A 16,461-nucleotide genomic window follows, 5' to 3' on the forward strand; every position below is an offset into this window, starting at 1 on the left:
ATGACGAGGTGAATGAGCGGTGAACGGCTTCTCCTCCCTGGTGCCGAGCCCGGCGACGGTCCGGCCGGAGCCCGGTACCTGCCGTTTACATGCGGATATGCCGCTCACCGTGGACGGCCCGCCCGAGGCCGCGGCACTCGCCCGCCGGTTCCTCGCGAGCCTCGGTGAGGCGGGGAACACGCCACCGAATACCACTGAGACCACGTGGTTCTCCGTGCGCGCCGCCGTCGATGGGCCGCCGGGAGGCTATGCCCTGCACGTCACCGAGCAGGGCGTCACCGTCGAGGCCGGCGACGTCGAGGGCGTGTCCGGCGCTCTCACCGTCCTGCGCCAGCTCCTGCCGGACCAGGTCTGGCGCAGAGCGGGCGTCCCGTCCGGCGGCTGGACCGTGCCGTGCGGCACGGTCTCCGACGCCCCCGCGTACGGCTGGCGCGGCGCGATGCTCGACGTGGCCCGGCACTTCCTGCCCAGGACCGCCGTGCTGCGCTACGTCGACCTGCTCGCCGCTCACCGCTACAACCGGCTGCACCTGCACCTCACCGACGACCAGGGCTGGCGGGTGGAGAGCCGCCTGCACCCACGCCTGCACGAGGTCGGCGCCTGGCGGCCGTCCACCAGGCTCGGCCCCGACGGCGTGCCCGACGGAACCCCGCACGGCGGTTACTACAGCCTCGACGACCTCGCCGAGATCTCCGCGTACGCGCGGTCCCATGGGATCGTGCTGGTGCCGGAGATCGACGTGCCCGGGCACACGTCCGCGCTGCGCGCCGCCTACCCCGAACTCGGCCGCCCGGGGGAGGAGCAGGCCGTGCTCGACACGGTCTGGGCGGGCGGCTCCTCGATCAGCCCCACCGAGCCGGTCGCCGCCTTCCTGCGCGACGTGCTCGGCGAGATCGTCGACGCGACCGGCGCACCGTACGTGCACCTCGGCGGCGACGAGTGCGACATGAGCTGGTGGGCGGACGACCCGGCCATCGCCGCCGAGATGGCGGCGCACGGCTACACCGAGCCCCGCCAGATGCACGGCCACTTCCTGCGCGGGCTCGGCGGCTTCCTCGCCGGCCGCGGCGTGCGCATGATCGTGTGGGACGAGGCCTTCGTCACCGGCGGCGTGCTGCCCGACACGATCGTCATGGCCTGGCGCGGCCACGAGGTGGCCGAGCGCGCCGCGCGCACCCACGACGTGGTCCGCGCCCCGCTCTTCCCCACCTACTTCAACTTCGACCAGTCCGACCTGCCGGAGGAACGGCGTTCGGAAGGCGGCCCGATCACCCTGGCCGACGTGGCCGCCTTCACCCCGGCGCCGCCGGAATGGCCCGCCGAGCTGCGCTCGCGGGTGCTCGGCGCGCAGTGGCAGGTCTGGAGCGAGTGGGTGCCCCACGAGCGGCACCTCGACTACCTGGCCTTCCCGCGCGCCTGCGCGCTCGCCGAGGTCCTGTGGCGCGGCGGCGTCGACGATCCCGCCGCGTTCGAGGACCGGCTGCGGGCCCACCTGCCCCGGCTGGACGCCCTCGGCGTGGAGTACCGTCCGCCCGGCGGCCCCCGTCCCTGGCAGGCCGGCGGCACGGGCGCCTGGCGGCGTACCGGGCCAGGACGGATCGAGGAGACCAGGAAATGGGTCGAGTCGATCTCCCGCGAGCCGTGATCCATCCCGACACAGGAGTGCACCACCGATGACACAGAAGTTCCTCTGGGGCGTGGCCACCTCGTCGTACCAGATCGAGGGGGCCGTGGACGAGGACGGGCGCACCCCGTCCATCTGGGACACCTTCTGCGCCACCCCGGGCGCGGTGTCCGGCGGCGACACCGGCGCCGTCGCCTGCGACCACTACCACCGCATGCCGCAGGACGTCGCGCTCATGAAGGAGCTCGGGGTGGACGTCTACCGCTTCTCGCTGGCCTGGCCACGCATCCAGCCCGACGGCAGGGGCCCCGGCAACCCGGCGGGCATCGCCTTCTACGACCGCCTGGTGGACGAGCTGCTCGAGGCCGGCATCCTGCCGTGGATCACCCTCTACCACTGGGACCTGCCGCAGGCGCTGGAGGACGCCGGTGGCTGGCCGGCCCGCGACACCGCCCACCGGTTCGCCGACTACGCCGCGATCGCCTACGACGCGCTCGGCGACCGGGTCAGCCAGTGGACCACCATGAACGAGCCGTGGTGCTCGGCGATGCTCGGCTACGTCCACGGCCAGCACGCGCCGGGGCGCAAGGACGTGCGCGCGGGCATGGCCGCCGTCCACCATCTGCTGCTCGGCCACGGTCTGGCCACGCAGGTGATCCGTGACCGGGCGGACGCCGCCGGCCGCGCCGACGGTCTGGAGGTCGGCATCACGCTCAACCTGTCGCACAAGATCCCGGCCAGTGACGCGCCCGCCGACCTCGCGGCCGCCCGCTGGGACGACGGCATGAGCAACCGGCTCTACCTCGACCCGCTGCTGCGCGGCGCCTACCCCGAGGACATCGCCGGCAAGCTGGCCGAGCTGGGCTGCCCGCTCCCGGTGCGGGACGGCGACCTCGAAGTGATCGGACAGCCGGTGGACGTGCTCGGCGTCAACTACTACACCTCGCGGGTGGTGAGGGCGGCTCCGGCCGGCGACAACGGCTGGCCGGCGTCCACCTCGGTCGCGCGCGACGTCGAGCGCACCGCGATGGACTGGGAGGTCACCCCAGAGGCGCTCACCGACCTGCTGCTGCGCCTCGACAGCGACTACCCGGGCACCACCTGGTACATCACCGAGAACGGCGCCGCCTACCCCGACGTCGCCGACGAGAACGGTTACGTCGACGACGCCGACCGCGAGCGCTACCTGCGCGCCCACATCGACGCCGCGCTCGCCGCCCGCGCCCAGGGCGTCGACCTGCGCGGCTACTTCGCCTGGTCGCTGATGGACAACTTCGAGTGGGCCTACGGCTACGACCGCAGGTTCGGCATCGTCCGGGTCGACTACGAGACCCAGGAGCGCGTCCCGAAGCGTTCGGCCCGCTACTACGCCGAGCGGATCGCGGCCGAGAAGGGCGCGCGGTGCTGAGCGTTCTCACCAGTCACCTCGGGTACAACGCCACCGGTTCGAAGAAGGCGGTGGTGCTCGCTCGTGAGCCGGTCGAGCTGCTGTCGGCGGGGCTCGTCGCCGCCGACGGCAGCCGGACCGACCTCGCCGTGAGCCCGTTGCGTCAGGTCGACCGGTGGTCGGCCGGCCTGTTCGCCCGGATCGACTTCGGTCACGTACGCGCCGAGGGCACGTACCGGGCGGAGGTCACCACCGCGGACGGCGCGTGGTCGTCGGCGCCGTTCGAGATCGCCGAGCGGCGCGTCCACCACCAGACGCTCTCGGACGTCCTGTACTACTTCAAGGCCGTACGCTCCAGCGGCGAGATCGACCGCAAGGACCGGCACGCCCGCTTCCACCTCGACGACTCAGGACGCACGGTCGACGCGAGCGGCGGCTGGCTCGACGCCTCGGGCGACCACAGCAAGTTCCTCAGCCACCTCAACTACACCCGGATGATGAACCCGCAGCAGACCCCGCTGTGCGCGTGGGCGTTCCTGGCCGCCCGCGACCACCTCAGGGCCACGCATCCTGAGCTGTTCCGCGTGCTGGGCGCCAGGCTGCGCGACGAGGGGCTGTACGGCGCCGACTTCCTGGTGCGGTTCCAGTCGGAGGAGGGCTACTTCTACACGGCGGTCTTCGACGCCCTCACCAAGCAGCTCGACGAACGCGTGATCAACGCGCCGCTGCAGGACTGCGTGCGCACCACCCGCTGGCAGGCCGCGTACCGGCAGGGCGGCGGGATGGCGATCGCGGCGCTGGCCAGGGCCGCCGTCCAGGACGACCACGGCGACTTCACGCCGCGCGAGTACTTCGCCGCGGCCCACCGCGGCTTCACCCACCTGGAGGAACACAACGCCGACTACTTGTACGACGGCCACGAGTCGGTGATCGACGACTACTGCGCCCTGATGGCCGCCACCGAACTGGCCGACGCCGCCCACCACGGCTTCGGGGCGGAGCACCTGCCGGTGTTCGCGGCGGCGGCCGAGCGCCGGGCCGCCGCGCTGGCCGCCCGGTACACCGACTCGGGGCACGGGTTCGGCTACCTGAAGGGCGACGTCGAGGGACGGCCGTTCTTCCACGCGGCCGAGCCTGGCCTGCCTGCCGTTGCGCTGCTGCGCTTCGCCGAGGTGCTGCCCGCGTCGGCCGAGGCGGAGCGGGCGCGCGACCTGGCCCTCGCGCTGCTGCGCGACACGGTCACGCTGACGGACGAGGTGGCCAACCCCTTCGGCTACCCCCGCCAGTACGCGCAGCCGCTCGGCGGGCAGCCCAGGGCCGGCTTCTTCTACCCGCACGAGAACGAGACCGGCTACTGGTGGCAGGGGGAGAACGCGGGCATCAGCTCGACCGCGTACGCCGCGCTGCTCGCCGCGGGGGCGCCCGGCTGCCCCGAGCCGCTGCGCGAGCGGCTGCGCGTGCTGGCCGAGGACCAGGTGCAGTGGATCGTCGGGCTCAACCCGTTCGACGCGTCCATGCTCCAGGGGCGCGGCAGGAACAACGTGGAGTACTCCACTGCCTTCCAGAACGTGCCGGGCGGCATACTCAACGGCATCACCAGCGGGTTCGATGACGAGCACGACATCGCCTTCATGCCGCAGGAGCACCGCGACGGCGGGTATTCGTGGCGGTGGGCCGAACAGTGGATCCCGCACAGCGCCTGGTTCCTGCTCGCGATGTCGGTGACGCGATGATCCGCCCGTTCCAGCCGTACGACCTGGCCGGCATGTACCGCGTCTGCCTGGAGACGGGCGACTCCGGGCGGGACGCCACGCGGCTGTACCGCGACCCCGAGCTGCTCGGGCACGTCTATGCGGGGCCGTACCCGGTCGCCGACCCCGGCCTGACCTGGGTCGCGTACGACGAGCACGGGCTGCTCGGGTACGTCGTCGCGACGGCCGACACCGCGGCCTTCGAGGACTGGCTGGAGGAGGAGTGGTGGCCGGGGCTGCGCGCCCGGTATCCGCGGCGGGCGGCCGCCGACCCGGGCGACGGCACCCAGGACTGGCTGCGCGTCGCCCACCTCCACGACCCGCCGCGCACCGAGACCGACCTCCTGGAGACCCACCCGGCCCACCTGCACATCGACATCCTGCCGCGCGGCCAGGGGAAGGGGCTGGGCCGCCGGCTGATCACGACGCTGACCGCCGCGCTGCGCGAGCGCGGCGTGCCCGGCCTGCATCTCGGGGTCGGCAGCGGCAACCCCCGGGCCTTCGCTTTCTATCTGGCCATGGGGTTCGACGAGCGGCAGCGCGGCGCCTGGGGCTCCACGATGACGATGGGTCTCCGAAAATCAATTTGAACGAGTGAGTACTCGCTCAGTACGCTCTTCGGCATGACCAAAAGGCGAAGAGTGCCGGCCATGGCGCCCGAGGACCGACGTGCCGCACTCATCGCCGCCACCCTGCCCCTCCTGCGCGAACACGGCACCGCGATCAGCACGCGTCAGATCGCCGAGGCCGCCGGCGTGGCCGAGGGCACGATCTTCGGCGTCTTCCCCGACAAGGCATCCCTCGTGCGGGCGGCGCTGATGCACGCGTTCGACCCCCAGCCGGCGGTGGCCGCCCTCCACGCCATCGACCAGCCCGACCTGCGCGTACGGCTCCGCGAGGCGGTCGCGGCGCTGCGCGCCCGCATGAGCGCCAACGCCAACCTGGCCGCCGTCCCCCGGGAGCTCATGGCCGACGACGCCGAGTTCCGCGACCGCATGATGGCCGCACGGCACTGCATGGCCGACGCGCTCGCCGTCCTGGTGGAGCCCGACCGGCACCGGCTGCGCCGCTCTCCCGAGGCCACGGCGCAGATGCTGCTCATGCTGGTCGCGGTGACCGTGCACCGCGGCACCGCGGTCCCCGACTTCGGCGACATGGACGACGACGAGATCGTCTCCGTCCTGCTCGACGGGCTGCTCGTCCGGGCCGACTCCTCCCCCTCCACAGAAAGCTCCCCCTGATGCTGCTTCGCCTCCTGCGGGGCCAGTTGCGGCCGTACGGGAAAGAGATCACGCTCGTCGTCCTCTTCCAGTTCGTGCAGACGCTGGCCACGCTCTATCTCCCCACGCTGAACGCCGACATCATCGACTACGGCGTCGTCACCGGCGACACCGGTTACATCGCGCGCATCGGGCTGGTGATGCTCGGCGTGACGCTCGTCCAGATCCTCTGCTCGGTCGTGGCCGTCTACTACGGCGCCCGTACCTCGATGGCGCTGGGCAGAGACCTGCGGGCCGCTATCTTCCACCGCGTCCAGGACTTCTCCGCCCAGGAGGTCAACAGGTTCGGCGCGCCGTCCCTCATCACGAGGACCACGAACGACGTGCAGCAGATCCAGCTGCTCGCGCTGATGACGTTCACCCTGATGGTGGCCGCGCCGATCATGTGCGTCGGCGGCATCGTCCTCGCGCTGCGCCAGGACACGGCGCTGTCGTCGCTGCTGCTCGTCGTGCTGCCGGTGATGATCGTCATCGTCGGCACGATCGTGACGCTCATGCGTCCCCACTTCCGGGCGATGCAGGAGCGCATCGACCGCATCAACCAGGTGCTGCGCGAGCAGATCACCGGCATCCGGGTCATCAGGGCGTTCGTCCGCGACCAGCACGAGCGCGAGCGGTTCGGCGTGGCCAACGCCCAGCTGACCGACGTGTCGCTGCGGGTCGGGCGGCTGATGGCGCTGATGTTCCCCACGGTCATGCTCGTCGTGAACGTCTCCAGCGTCGCCGTCATCTGGTTCGGCGGCCACCGCATCGCCGACGGCACCATGGAGGTGGGCGCGCTCACCGCCGTCATCTCCTACCTGATGCAGATCCTCATGTCGGTGATGATGGCGATGTTCATGTTCATGATGATCCCCCGGGCCGAGGTCTGCGCCGAGCGCATCCAGGAGATCCTCGACACCGAGCCCACCGTCCACCCGCCCGCGAAGCCCGTCACCCCGGAGCAGCGCATCGGCGAGCTCGAGATGCGCTCGGTCGACTTCCGCTACCCGGGCGCCGAGGAGCCGGTGCTGAACGACATCACCTTCGTCGCGCGCCCCGGCCGCACGACCGCGATCATCGGCAGCACCGGCAGCGGCAAGACGACGCTGCTCAACCTCATCCCGCGCCTGTTCGACGCGACCGAGGGGGAGGTGCTGGTCGACGGCGTCAACGTCCGCGACCTCGACGCCCGCGCGCTGTCCCGCGCGGTCGGGCTGGTCCCGCAGCAGCCCTACCTGTTCACCGGCACCGTCGCCTCCAACCTCCGCTACGGCCGCCCCGACGCGACCGACGAGGAGCTGTGGCGCGCCCTCGAGGTGGCGCAGGCCCGCGAGTTCGTCGAGGCGATGCCCGGCGGCCTCGAGGAGCCCATCTCCCAGGGCGGCACGAACGTCTCCGGCGGTCAGCGCCAGCGCCTGGCCATCGCCAGGGCCCTCGTGCACCGGCCCGAGATCTACCTGTTCGACGACTCCTTCTCTGCCCTCGACTACGCCACGGACGCCCGGCTGCGCGCCGCGCTGGCCGAGGAGATCACCGACGCCACGATCGTCATCGTGGCCCAGCGGGTGAACACGATCCGCGACGCCGACCGCATCCTCGTCCTCGACGAGGGCCGTGTGGTCGGCAGCGGCACCCACGGCGAGCTCATGACCAGCTGCCCGACGTACCGCGAGATCGTCCTTTCCCAGCTGACCGAACAGGAGGCCGCGGCGTGACCCCCGAGCGCGGAACCCTCACCACCAAGGAGGGCGCATGACCGCCCAGGCGCCCGAGCGCCGCCCCCAGCCCCGGTTCGGCCCCGGCGCCCGGATGATGGCCGGGCCTACCGAGAAGGCCCACGACTTCCGCGGCACGATCCGCCGCGTGCTGCAGCTGCTGCAGCCAGAACGGGCCCTGCTGATCGTCATCCTCGTCCTCGGCACGGCCAGCGTCGCGCTGACCGTGACCGGCCCCAAGATCCTCGGCCACGCCACCGACGTGATCTTCTCCGGCATCATCGGCGGCAGCCTGCCCGCCGGGATCACCAAGGAACAGGCCGTGGCCGGGCTGCGCGCCAGGGGCCAGGACACGTTCGCCGACATGGTGTCGTCCATGAACGTGGTGCCCGGCCACGGCATCGACTTCACCGAGCTGGCCCACGTCCTCGCCTGGGTCCTCGTGATCTACCTGCTGGCGGCGGGGCTCGGCATCGCGCAGTTCCGGCTCACCACGATCGTCGTGCAGCGGTCGGCGTCGCGGCTGCGCGAGCGGATCGAGGCCAAGCTGTCCCGGCTGCCGCTCAGCTACTTCGACGGCCAGCCGCGCGGCGAGATCCTCAGCCGGGCCACCAACGACACCGACAACATCGCCCAGACGCTGCAGCAGACGATGAGCCAGCTCATCACCTCGGTGCTGACGGTCGTCGCGGTGCTGGTCATGATGTTCCTCATCTCGCCGGTCCTGGCGCTCATCGCGCTCGTCACGGTGCCGGTGTCGGTCGTCGTCACGGCCACCATCGGCAAGCGCTCGCAGCCGCAGTTCATCAAGCAGTGGGCGTCCACGGGCAAGCTCAACGGCCACATCGAGGAGATGTACGGCGGCCACACGCTGGTCAAGGTGTTCGGCAGGCAGGACGAGGCCGCCGAGACGTTCGACCAGCACAACGACGCCCTGTTCAACTCGAGCTTCCGCGCCCAGTTCATCTCCGGCACCATCCAGCCCGCGATGATGTTCATCAGCAACATCAACTACGTGCTCGTCGCCGTGGTGGGCGGGCTCAAGGTCGCCTCGGGGTCGATCTCGCTGGGCGACGTGCAGGCGTTCATCCAGTACTCACGGCAGTTCAGCCAGCCGCTCACCCAGGTCGCCGGCATGGCGAGCCTCGTGCAGTCGGGCGCCGCCTCCGCCGAGCGGGTCTTCGAGCTGCTGGACGCGCCCGAGCAGTCGCCCGAGCCCGCCGAGCCCGCGCGTCCCGACCAGGTCAGGGGCCGGGTGGCGTTCGAGGACGTGTCCTTCCGCTACACCGAGGACCGTCCGCTGATCGAGAACCTGACGCTGACCGTGGAGCCCGGCCAGACCGTCGCCATCGTCGGCCCCACCGGGGCGGGCAAGACGACGCTGGTCAACCTCATCATGCGCTTCTACGAGGTGACCGGCGGCCGCATCATGCTCGACGGGGTCGACATCGCCCAGATGTCGCGCGAGGAGCTGCGCTCGAACATCGGCATGGTGCTGCAGGACGCCTGGCTGTTCGGCGGCACGATCGCGGAGAACATCGCCTACGGTTCGCAGGGCGCCACCCGCGAGCAGGTCGAGGCGGCCGCGGCCGCGGCCCACGTCGACCGCGTCGCGCACACGCTGCCCGACGGTTACGACACCGTCCTCGACGAGGAGGGCGCGACGGTCAGCGCGGGCGAGAAGCAGCTCATCACGATCGCCAGGGCGTTCCTGTCCGAGCCGGCCATCCTGATCCTCGACGAGGCGACCAGCTCGGTCGACACCCGTACGGAGGTGCTGATCCAGCGGGCGATGAACTCGCTGCGCGAGGGGCGTACGAGCTTCGTGATCGCACACCGGCTGTCGACGATCCGCGACGCCAGCCTGATCCTGGTCATGGAGAACGGGCGCATCGTCGAGCAGGGCACGCACGAGTCGCTGCTGGCCGAGGGCGGCGCCTACGCCCGGCTGTACTCGGCCCAGTTCACGGCCGCCGCCACCGACGTCGACTGACCCGCCCGGAGTTGTGCGGCTCGTCAGTGCCGGAGCCGCGCGGCTCCGGCACTGACGGTGGGCGCCGCTAGGGTGCGCTGTCATGGTCGGCCGATTATTCGTGTGGGCCGCCGCGGCGACGACCGCGGCGGCGCCCACGCTCTACTCCCAGTTCCTGTCCGGCGGCCCCACGTCGTACTTCTACGCGACCATGTTCTCGGGGTGGTGCGCCGGGCATGAGATCAACACCCTGCTGCGCCCCGCGATGGCGGTCGTGTCGTCCGTTCCGCTGTTCCGGTACGACGGCACGCCGCTGATCGTCCTCGCCTTCGCGCTGTGGTGGCTGAGCGACCGGCGCGGCAGACCGGGCCTCGGCCGGGCGGTCGCGCGCACGGCGGCCGGTGTGCTGATCTTCGTGTCGCTTCGCCTGCTCGTGCCGCTCCTGATCGACGCGGCGGCGGGGCCGCACTGCCTCGCCGCATGGGGGCCGGCGGAGCTGGTGAGCTTCACCGCGTACTGGCGGATCTACGAGCTGGTGCCGCCGATCCTCGTCCTCATCGCGGTACGGTCGCCCCGCCGCGCCTTCGTCCGGCGCGGACGCCCACTCCGGGTGACGGCCGCCGTCCTGACGGCTGCCGCGACGTTCCTGGTCGCGGCGCAGGCGGCCCCGAGCGGCCGGATCAGCACGGAGGGCGAGCTCGACTGCGCCGGTTTCGGCGACGGCACGGCCCGGCACCTGAGCCTGGCCGAGAAGACCTTCCTGTGCGACGTGCGCGGCCACAACGACTTCTACGGCCTGGGTGGCATCGAGATGTGGGCGCGGAGCTCCGACGCGGTGGTCCTCGCGCAGGGGCGACGGCTGTGCGCCCTGGCCCAGCGGTACGGCGGGAACCTCGACACGCCGCAGGTCAAGGACGCGCCGCACGGATCGCTGCGGAACGCGCTCGGACCACTGTGCCCGGCGGCGGCCGCGTGGCAGGTCAGGGAGGGCGAGCGCAGGCAGGCCGAGGAGCGGGAGTACTACGCCAAGGGGGAGCGGGCCTGCGCCGCGCACCCGGCGCACCGCCCCAGGATCAAGCCGGTACGTCAGCGCCGCACCACCATGTGGACCGAGTTCTGGGAGATCAACGCCTTCGACAAGGGCTTCGAGGAGACCATGCCGGACGAGACGCCGGAGCTGGTCGCCGATGTCGTCGGCAGCGCTCCGGGGATGCTGTCGTTCTGGGCCGCCCGCCAGACAGGGCACGCCTGCGTGACCGTCGAGTCCTACACCAGGCGGCCGCCCGTCGAGACCCGGCGCTGGAAGCAGGTGGTCGAGGTCGGCTACGAGAGCCCGACCGGCTCGCTGACCCTCCGCGACGGCATCGGGAACACGCTGGGCGGGCTCATCGCGGGCGGGCGTCCTGGCTCCTATCGGGTCCGCGTTCACCTGCGGGGCAGGGAGCTGGTCCAGGCTGTGCCGTGGCCGCCGGACGGCTCCGTGGAAATGCTGATCATGGTATACCCGGGCGAACGGAAGAGTTCCGTCATCTACCGATGAGGTGTTCCTTGCGACCGTTACCCGAAGAGAGCCAGTGGCAGCTGCTGACCGAGGCCGGGCTGCACGAGGACTTCCAGGCCATGTGGATCGGGAGCGACGACCTCGACGAGATCGCCGCCCGGCTCGGCCTCGACACCACCGGGGCCTTCGAGTGCGACCTGGCCACCGCGTTGCGCTGGCACGGCGCGGGGTCACACCCGTCCGTCTTCTGGTTCGGGCCGCACGCGCCCGGATGGACGGTCGTGCTGATGGTCGCGGGTGGGTTGCCCCTCTTCGAGCTGCCTGACGGCCGTGTGTTCACGTTCCGCTACCTGCGGGCGACCGGCGAGTTCCACGCCGTGCCCGGCCTGTACGACGCGGCTGGGCTCGACGACCTCGACCTCAAGGACCGGCACGGGGACGAGAGCGACATCGACCCGCACCTGGTCGCCGTCGGGCGGCTCACCGGCCGGTTCGTCGACCGTGCCTGGCTCGCGGAGCGGCGTACCCTCTGCCGGGGCTAGGCAGGTTCGGTACGAGGGGCGCCCGGATGCGCCCCTCGTACCTGTGACCAGCGACATGTCGAAATACGTCGTAAGCAGAGCTAATATTTCGGATATGAGTACGGCAGATGTGCCCGAGGCCTTCGCCGCCGTCATGGGCGGGATCAACCGGCTGGTCCGGCGCAGGCTGCGGCGTGACCTCACCGGCCCCCGCCTGCGCGGCGCGCAGGTCGAACTGCTGCGGCTGGTCTCCGACAGCCCCGGCATCAGCGTCACGGCAGCGGCCAAGGAGCTCTACCTGGCGGGCAACTCGGTCTCCACGCTCGTCAACCAGCTCACCGAGGCGGGGCTGCTGCGGCGCGAGACCCGCCCCGAGGACCGCCGCTCCGCCCGGCTGCTCGTCACGCCAGAGGCCGAGGAGCGATTGCGCGCCTGGCAGGAGCGCCGTACGGCACTCATCAGGGAACTCGTCGAACGGCTCGGCGACGACGACCAGGAGGCGCTCGCCGCCGCGCTCCCCGCACTGCGCAGGCTGGCCGACAGCCTGCGGGAAGAGGTGACGTCCGCATGACCGACGACAACACACCACCAGGACAGACACCTGCCGCGCTGACCTGTACCGGGCTGACCTACGCCTTCGGCGACGGCGCCAAGGCCGTCGACGGGCTCGACCTGTCGGTCGCGTCCGGCGAGGTGTTCGGGCTGCTCGGCCCCAACGGCGCCGGCAAGACCACCGCGATCCGCTGCGTGACCACGCTGCTGCCCGTGCCCGCGGGCATGGTGCGGGTCTTCGGGCACGACGTGGCCGCCGACCGGATGGGGGTGCGCCGCCTGCTCAGCTACGTGCCCCAGCAGCTGTCCGCCGACTCCAGCCTGACCGGCCGCGAGAACGTCTCGCTCTTCGCGCGCGTCTTCGACGTGCCCCGCAAGGAACGCGCCGGACGCGTCGCCGAGGCCCTGGAGGCCGTCGGCCTGACCGAGGCCGCCGACCGGATGGCGGGCACCTACTCCGGCGGCATGGTCCGCCGCCTGGAGCTCGCCCAGGCGCTGGTCAGCTCGCCGCGCCTGCTCATCCTCGACGAGCCCACGATCGGCCTCGACCCCATCGCCCGTACCAGCGTGTGGGAGCACATCATGGCGGTACGCGCCGCCAGCGGCATGACCGTCCTGGTCACCACGCACTACATGGACGAGGCCGAGCAGTACTGCGACCGGGTCGCGCTCATGCACAAGGGCCGGATCCGCGCGCTCGACACGCCGCACCGGCTCACCGACGACCTGCGCGAACGCCGCGGCGACGGCTCGTCGCCCACGCTGGAGGACGTCTTCCGCGACGTCGCAGGCAGCGGTCTCGACGAAGAAGGAGGGGAGTTCCGCGATGTCCGCCGTACCCGCCGCACCGCCGCCCGTGTCGGCTGAGGCCGGGCAGGGGCTGCTGTTCGTCCCGCCGCGCGCGCGGCCCGCCTGGCGGCTGATCCCGGCCAGGGTCGTCGCGATGTGCGTGGTGGAACTGCAGAAACTCCGCCACGACCGCACCGAGCTGTACACCCGCGCGATCCAGCCCGCGCTGTGGCTGGTGATCTTCGGGGAGACGTTCAACCGGCTCAACGTCATCCCGACCGGCGGCATCCCGTACCGCGACTACCTGGCCCCGGGGATCATCGCCCAGTCGACGATGTTCATCGCGATCTTCTACGGCATTCACATCATCTGGGAACGCGACTCCGGCGTGCTGACCAAGTTGCTGGTCACGCCGACCCCGCGGGCCGCGCTGGTCACCGGCAAGGCGTTCGCGGCCGGGGTGAAGGCGATGGTGCAGGCCCTGGTGGTGCTGGTCATCGCCGCGCTCCTCGGCGTGACGCTCACCTGGCAGCCGCTGCGCCTGGTCGGGATGCTCGCGGTCGTGGTGCTCGGCTCGGCGTTCTTCTCCTGCCTGTCGATGACCATCGCCGGGATCGCCCGTACCCGTGACCGGCTGCTCGGCATCGGGCAGGCCATCACCATGCCGCTGTTCTTCGCCTCCAACGCGCTCTACCCGACCGCGTCCATGCCGAGCTGGCTGCAGGTGATCAGCGCGATCAACCCGCTCAGCTACGAGGTGAGCGCGCTGCGCGGGCTGCTGCTCGGCACCCCCACGAACCTGCCGCTCGACTTCGCGGTGCTGGTCGTGGCCGCGGCCCTCGGCATCGCGGCCGCCTCGGCGCTGCTCGGTCGGCTCGCCCGCTGAACCGTTGGGCCGTGGCTCCCGCCACGGCCCAACGGGCGTCCGTCAGAGGTTCAGGCCCACCAGCAGCGGGTCGTGGTCGGACGAACGGTACGGGTCGGGCGCGTACAGGTACGGCGGGTTGAACTCGGTGTTGTAGTCCATGAACCGGCCCTCGTCGGCGTTGACGTGCCAGATCGTCGCGCCGGTCACCAGCTTGCGCAGGTCCTTTCCGGCCAGGGCGTGGTCCAGCTCGCCGGACAGGCCGTCGAAGACGTAGCTGTAGCGGTCGTCCTTGGCGACGTACTTCTTGCTGAGGCTCGTCAGGCCGCCGTCCTCGAAGGCGCGGATCGGGTCCTCCTCGCCGTAGGCGTTGATGTCGCCGACGACGAGCACGTTGTCCAGCCTCAGACTGTCGACGAGGCTCAGCACCGCCTTGGCCTGCTTGACGCGCTTGGCGTTGTAGCAGCTCTGGCCGTCGCCCTGGTCGGCGTCGGGGCCGGTGGCGGGCCCGTCGGCGTCGCTGCAGCCCTTCGACTTGAAGTGGTTGACGATGATCGTGAAGCTCTTGCCGTTCTTGCCGGTCTTACGGAAGGTCTGCACCAGCGGCGGACGGTTGAAGATCGGGTCGGACGACGAACGCGCCTCACCGACCGGCGACACCGCGGCCGGCTTGTAGATCAGCGCGGTCTGGATGGCGTCGGTGCCGGGCAGGGGGTGGCCGACCGCGCGGTACGTGCCCGCGCCGGCCTTCGCGTTCAGCGCGTCCACCAGGGCGTTCAGTGCGACGTCGCCGTTGCGCTCGACCTCCATCAGCCCGGCGACGTCCGGGTTCAGCGTGAGGATGTTGGCGACCAGCTTGGCGAGCTGGCGGTCGCGCTCGGCGGCGGTGGTCGCGCCACGCGAGCCGAGCGTGGTGAACCAGTTGAGCGTGTTGAGGCCGGCCACCCGCACGTCGCCGCCGACCTTGCGCGGGGCGGCCGGGCGCGGGTTCTTCGGCCGGAAGACGACCGGCTGCGTCGGCTGGACGCGGTAGAGGTCGAAGCCGTAGGTGAGCACGCCGGTCAGCTTCGCGACCTCGTCACCGATCCGGACGGAGTCGGACCCCTCGGTGCGGTACGGCAGCGTGGCCGGGTTCTGCGCGGTGGAGGCGTCGTCCAGCAGGATCTTGCGCCGCGCGTCCTTCTCGGTGTCCACGCCCGCGCGGTCGGTCGGCTGCCAGAGCCGGCCGCCCTCGGCGAGGGTGATCTCGCCGTACCGGCCGAGGTTGTAGATCTCGGACGCGGCCAGCTTGTCCTTGAACGTGACGAGCATGTTCTCGTAACGCTCGAACGTGACGCCCTTGGGCAGCGGCAGGTCCACCTTGACGGGCTTCACCGGCTTGGCGGCGCCGCAGACGTCCACCTTGGTGGCGGGCGAGATCTCGGTCAGGCCGTTGAACTCGATCGCCTTGCCCGAGACGAGCACCCGGTCACCGGTGCGCACCGGCGCTGACGAGAACACGAACAGGCCCTCGGAGGTCGCCGGGTCACGGTCGGGCGTGCCGCTCTGCACGGAGAAGCCGCCGAGCCGGCCGCTCGCCTGGAAGGCGCCCGTGACGACGCCCTCGATCCTGACGTCCTGCCCGGCGACGGGGCTCGCGTCGCCGCTGCCCTGCACCTGCGCGATGGTGTGCGTGGCCGCGGTGTCGCACGTGGGGTCCGGCGTGGGGTCCGGCGTCGGGGTCGGGGTGGGCGTGGGGTCCTCGCCGCCGCCCTCGCAGGGCGCCGCCGGGGTGGCGCTGTTGCGCGGGGACGGGGCGGCGACCTCGAAGTCGGCGCCGTTGTCGTCGGTGTCGGCGCAGCCGCCGTTCCTGCGGATCGCGGCGGTGGTGTTGCTCAGACCGGGCGCGGCGCCGCCCTCGGAGAAGTTCGCGGTGCCGAACCCGACGAGGTCGGCGACGAGCGCGAGCTGCTCGGGCGTGCAGGCGGTGGTGGAGCCGTTGCAGGCCAGGCCGTCGGCCGAGCGGACGAGGGCCATCTTGCCCGCCGTGGCGCTGACGTTGATGCCGCCGGTGGTGTCGGGCGCGGGCAGCGGCGTGCCGGGGTTGGCGCCCGCCGCGAGCTGGACGAGGTGGTACCGGCCCGGGGCCAGGGTTCCGGACAGGCTCGTCCGGTTGGCGGCGAAGTTCCCGGTGCCGGTGGCGCTCGTGTACTGCACCGACCAGCCGTCCAGCGAGACGGGGGCGCCGCCGCGGTTGAAGAGCTCGACGTAGTCGTTGGCGAAGGGGGCGCCGGAGTTCCCGCCGCCGCCGTACACCTGACTGATGACGACCGTGCCCGCCGCGGCCGTGGCGGGGGCGGAGGGGAGGGCCGCGATCGTGCCGGCGGAGACGCCGGCGGTGGCGAGGATCGCGAGTGCTCGTAATGCACGCATTGCCCGAGAGTAAAGGGAAGGCCCTCCCTTTTCGCTAGCAACTTTGTTGATGTCCTATGAATTCGGGATGTATTGCCGAAGTGGCAAGGGAATTACCGGGATCGCGGCGG

General features: G+C 71.4%; 13 protein-coding genes. 12 read left to right on the top strand and 1 reads right to left on the bottom strand.

Features of this window, described 5'->3' with window-relative positions:
• Positions 1-40 precede the first annotated feature (40 nt).
• The 12 genes from BLR04_RS23160 (at position 41) to BLR04_RS23215 (ending at position 13,960) form a co-directional block, all read left to right on the top strand.
• Positions 41-1,645: a beta-N-acetylhexosaminidase gene (locus BLR04_RS23160; RefSeq protein ID WP_245740433.1), complete on the top strand. Its 1,605-nt coding sequence runs from the start codon at positions 41-43 to the stop codon at positions 1,643-1,645.
• Between the two features lie 28 nt (positions 1,646-1,673).
• Positions 1,674-3,032, top strand: coding sequence for a GH1 family beta-glucosidase (locus BLR04_RS23165; RefSeq protein WP_090768943.1), 1,359 nt, complete (start codon positions 1,674-1,676; stop codon positions 3,030-3,032).
• A complete protein-coding gene (locus tag BLR04_RS23170) occupies positions 3,026-4,744 on the top strand; it encodes a glycoside hydrolase family 9 protein (RefSeq protein ID WP_090768946.1) in 1,719 nt (572 codons plus the stop codon). The genes BLR04_RS23165 and BLR04_RS23170 overlap by 7 nt, the downstream gene beginning before the upstream one ends.
• Positions 4,741-5,352, top strand: a complete 612-nt coding sequence (locus BLR04_RS23175; protein WP_090768948.1) for a GNAT family N-acetyltransferase — start codon at positions 4,741-4,743, stop codon at positions 5,350-5,352. Before BLR04_RS23170 ends, BLR04_RS23175 begins: the two co-directional genes overlap by 4 nt.
• A gap of 33 nt (positions 5,353-5,385) precedes the next feature.
• Positions 5,386-6,003, top strand: coding sequence for a TetR/AcrR family transcriptional regulator (locus BLR04_RS23180; RefSeq protein ID WP_090768950.1), 618 nt, complete (start codon positions 5,386-5,388; stop codon positions 6,001-6,003).
• Positions 6,003-7,739, top strand: coding sequence for an ABC transporter ATP-binding protein (locus BLR04_RS23185; RefSeq protein WP_176903246.1), 1,737 nt, complete (start codon positions 6,003-6,005; stop codon positions 7,737-7,739). Before BLR04_RS23180 ends, BLR04_RS23185 begins: the two co-directional genes overlap by 1 nt.
• Before the next feature lie 37 nt (positions 7,740-7,776).
• A complete protein-coding gene (locus BLR04_RS23190) occupies positions 7,777-9,732 on the top strand; it encodes an ABC transporter ATP-binding protein (RefSeq protein ID WP_090768952.1) in 1,956 nt (651 codons plus the stop codon).
• Between the two features lie 82 nt (positions 9,733-9,814).
• Complete coding sequence (locus BLR04_RS23195) at positions 9,815-11,251, top strand: hypothetical protein (protein ID WP_090768954.1); 1,437 nt, start codon at positions 9,815-9,817, stop codon at positions 11,249-11,251.
• 8 nt (positions 11,252-11,259) lie between these two features.
• Complete coding sequence (locus tag BLR04_RS23200) at positions 11,260-11,754, top strand: hypothetical protein (protein ID WP_090768956.1); 495 nt, start codon at positions 11,260-11,262, stop codon at positions 11,752-11,754.
• 94 nt (positions 11,755-11,848) lie between these two features.
• Positions 11,849-12,304 carry a MarR family winged helix-turn-helix transcriptional regulator gene (locus BLR04_RS23205; protein ID WP_090768958.1) on the top strand — a complete coding sequence of 152 codons (456 nt, stop codon included), beginning with the start codon at positions 11,849-11,851 and terminating at the stop codon, positions 12,302-12,304.
• A complete protein-coding gene (locus BLR04_RS23210; RefSeq protein WP_090768960.1) occupies positions 12,301-13,152 on the top strand; it encodes an ABC transporter ATP-binding protein in 852 nt (283 codons plus the stop codon). Before BLR04_RS23205 ends, BLR04_RS23210 begins: the two co-directional genes overlap by 4 nt.
• Positions 13,112-13,960 (top strand): ABC transporter permease, encoded by an 849-nt coding sequence (locus BLR04_RS23215; protein ID WP_090768962.1) that lies wholly within the window; start codon positions 13,112-13,114, stop codon positions 13,958-13,960. The genes BLR04_RS23210 and BLR04_RS23215 overlap by 41 nt, the downstream gene beginning before the upstream one ends.
• 42 nt (positions 13,961-14,002) lie before the next feature.
• On the opposite strand, the gene BLR04_RS23220 is transcribed toward BLR04_RS23215, so the two are convergent.
• Positions 14,003-16,351 carry an ExeM/NucH family extracellular endonuclease gene (locus BLR04_RS23220; RefSeq protein WP_090768964.1) on the bottom strand — a complete coding sequence of 783 codons (2,349 nt, stop codon included), beginning with the start codon at positions 16,349-16,351 and terminating at the stop codon, positions 14,003-14,005.
• Between the last annotated feature and the right edge of the window lie 110 nt (positions 16,352-16,461).

Source organism: Nonomuraea maritima, assembly GCF_900100395.1.
Classification (GTDB): Bacteria; Actinomycetota; Actinomycetes; order Streptosporangiales; family Streptosporangiaceae; genus Nonomuraea; species Nonomuraea maritima.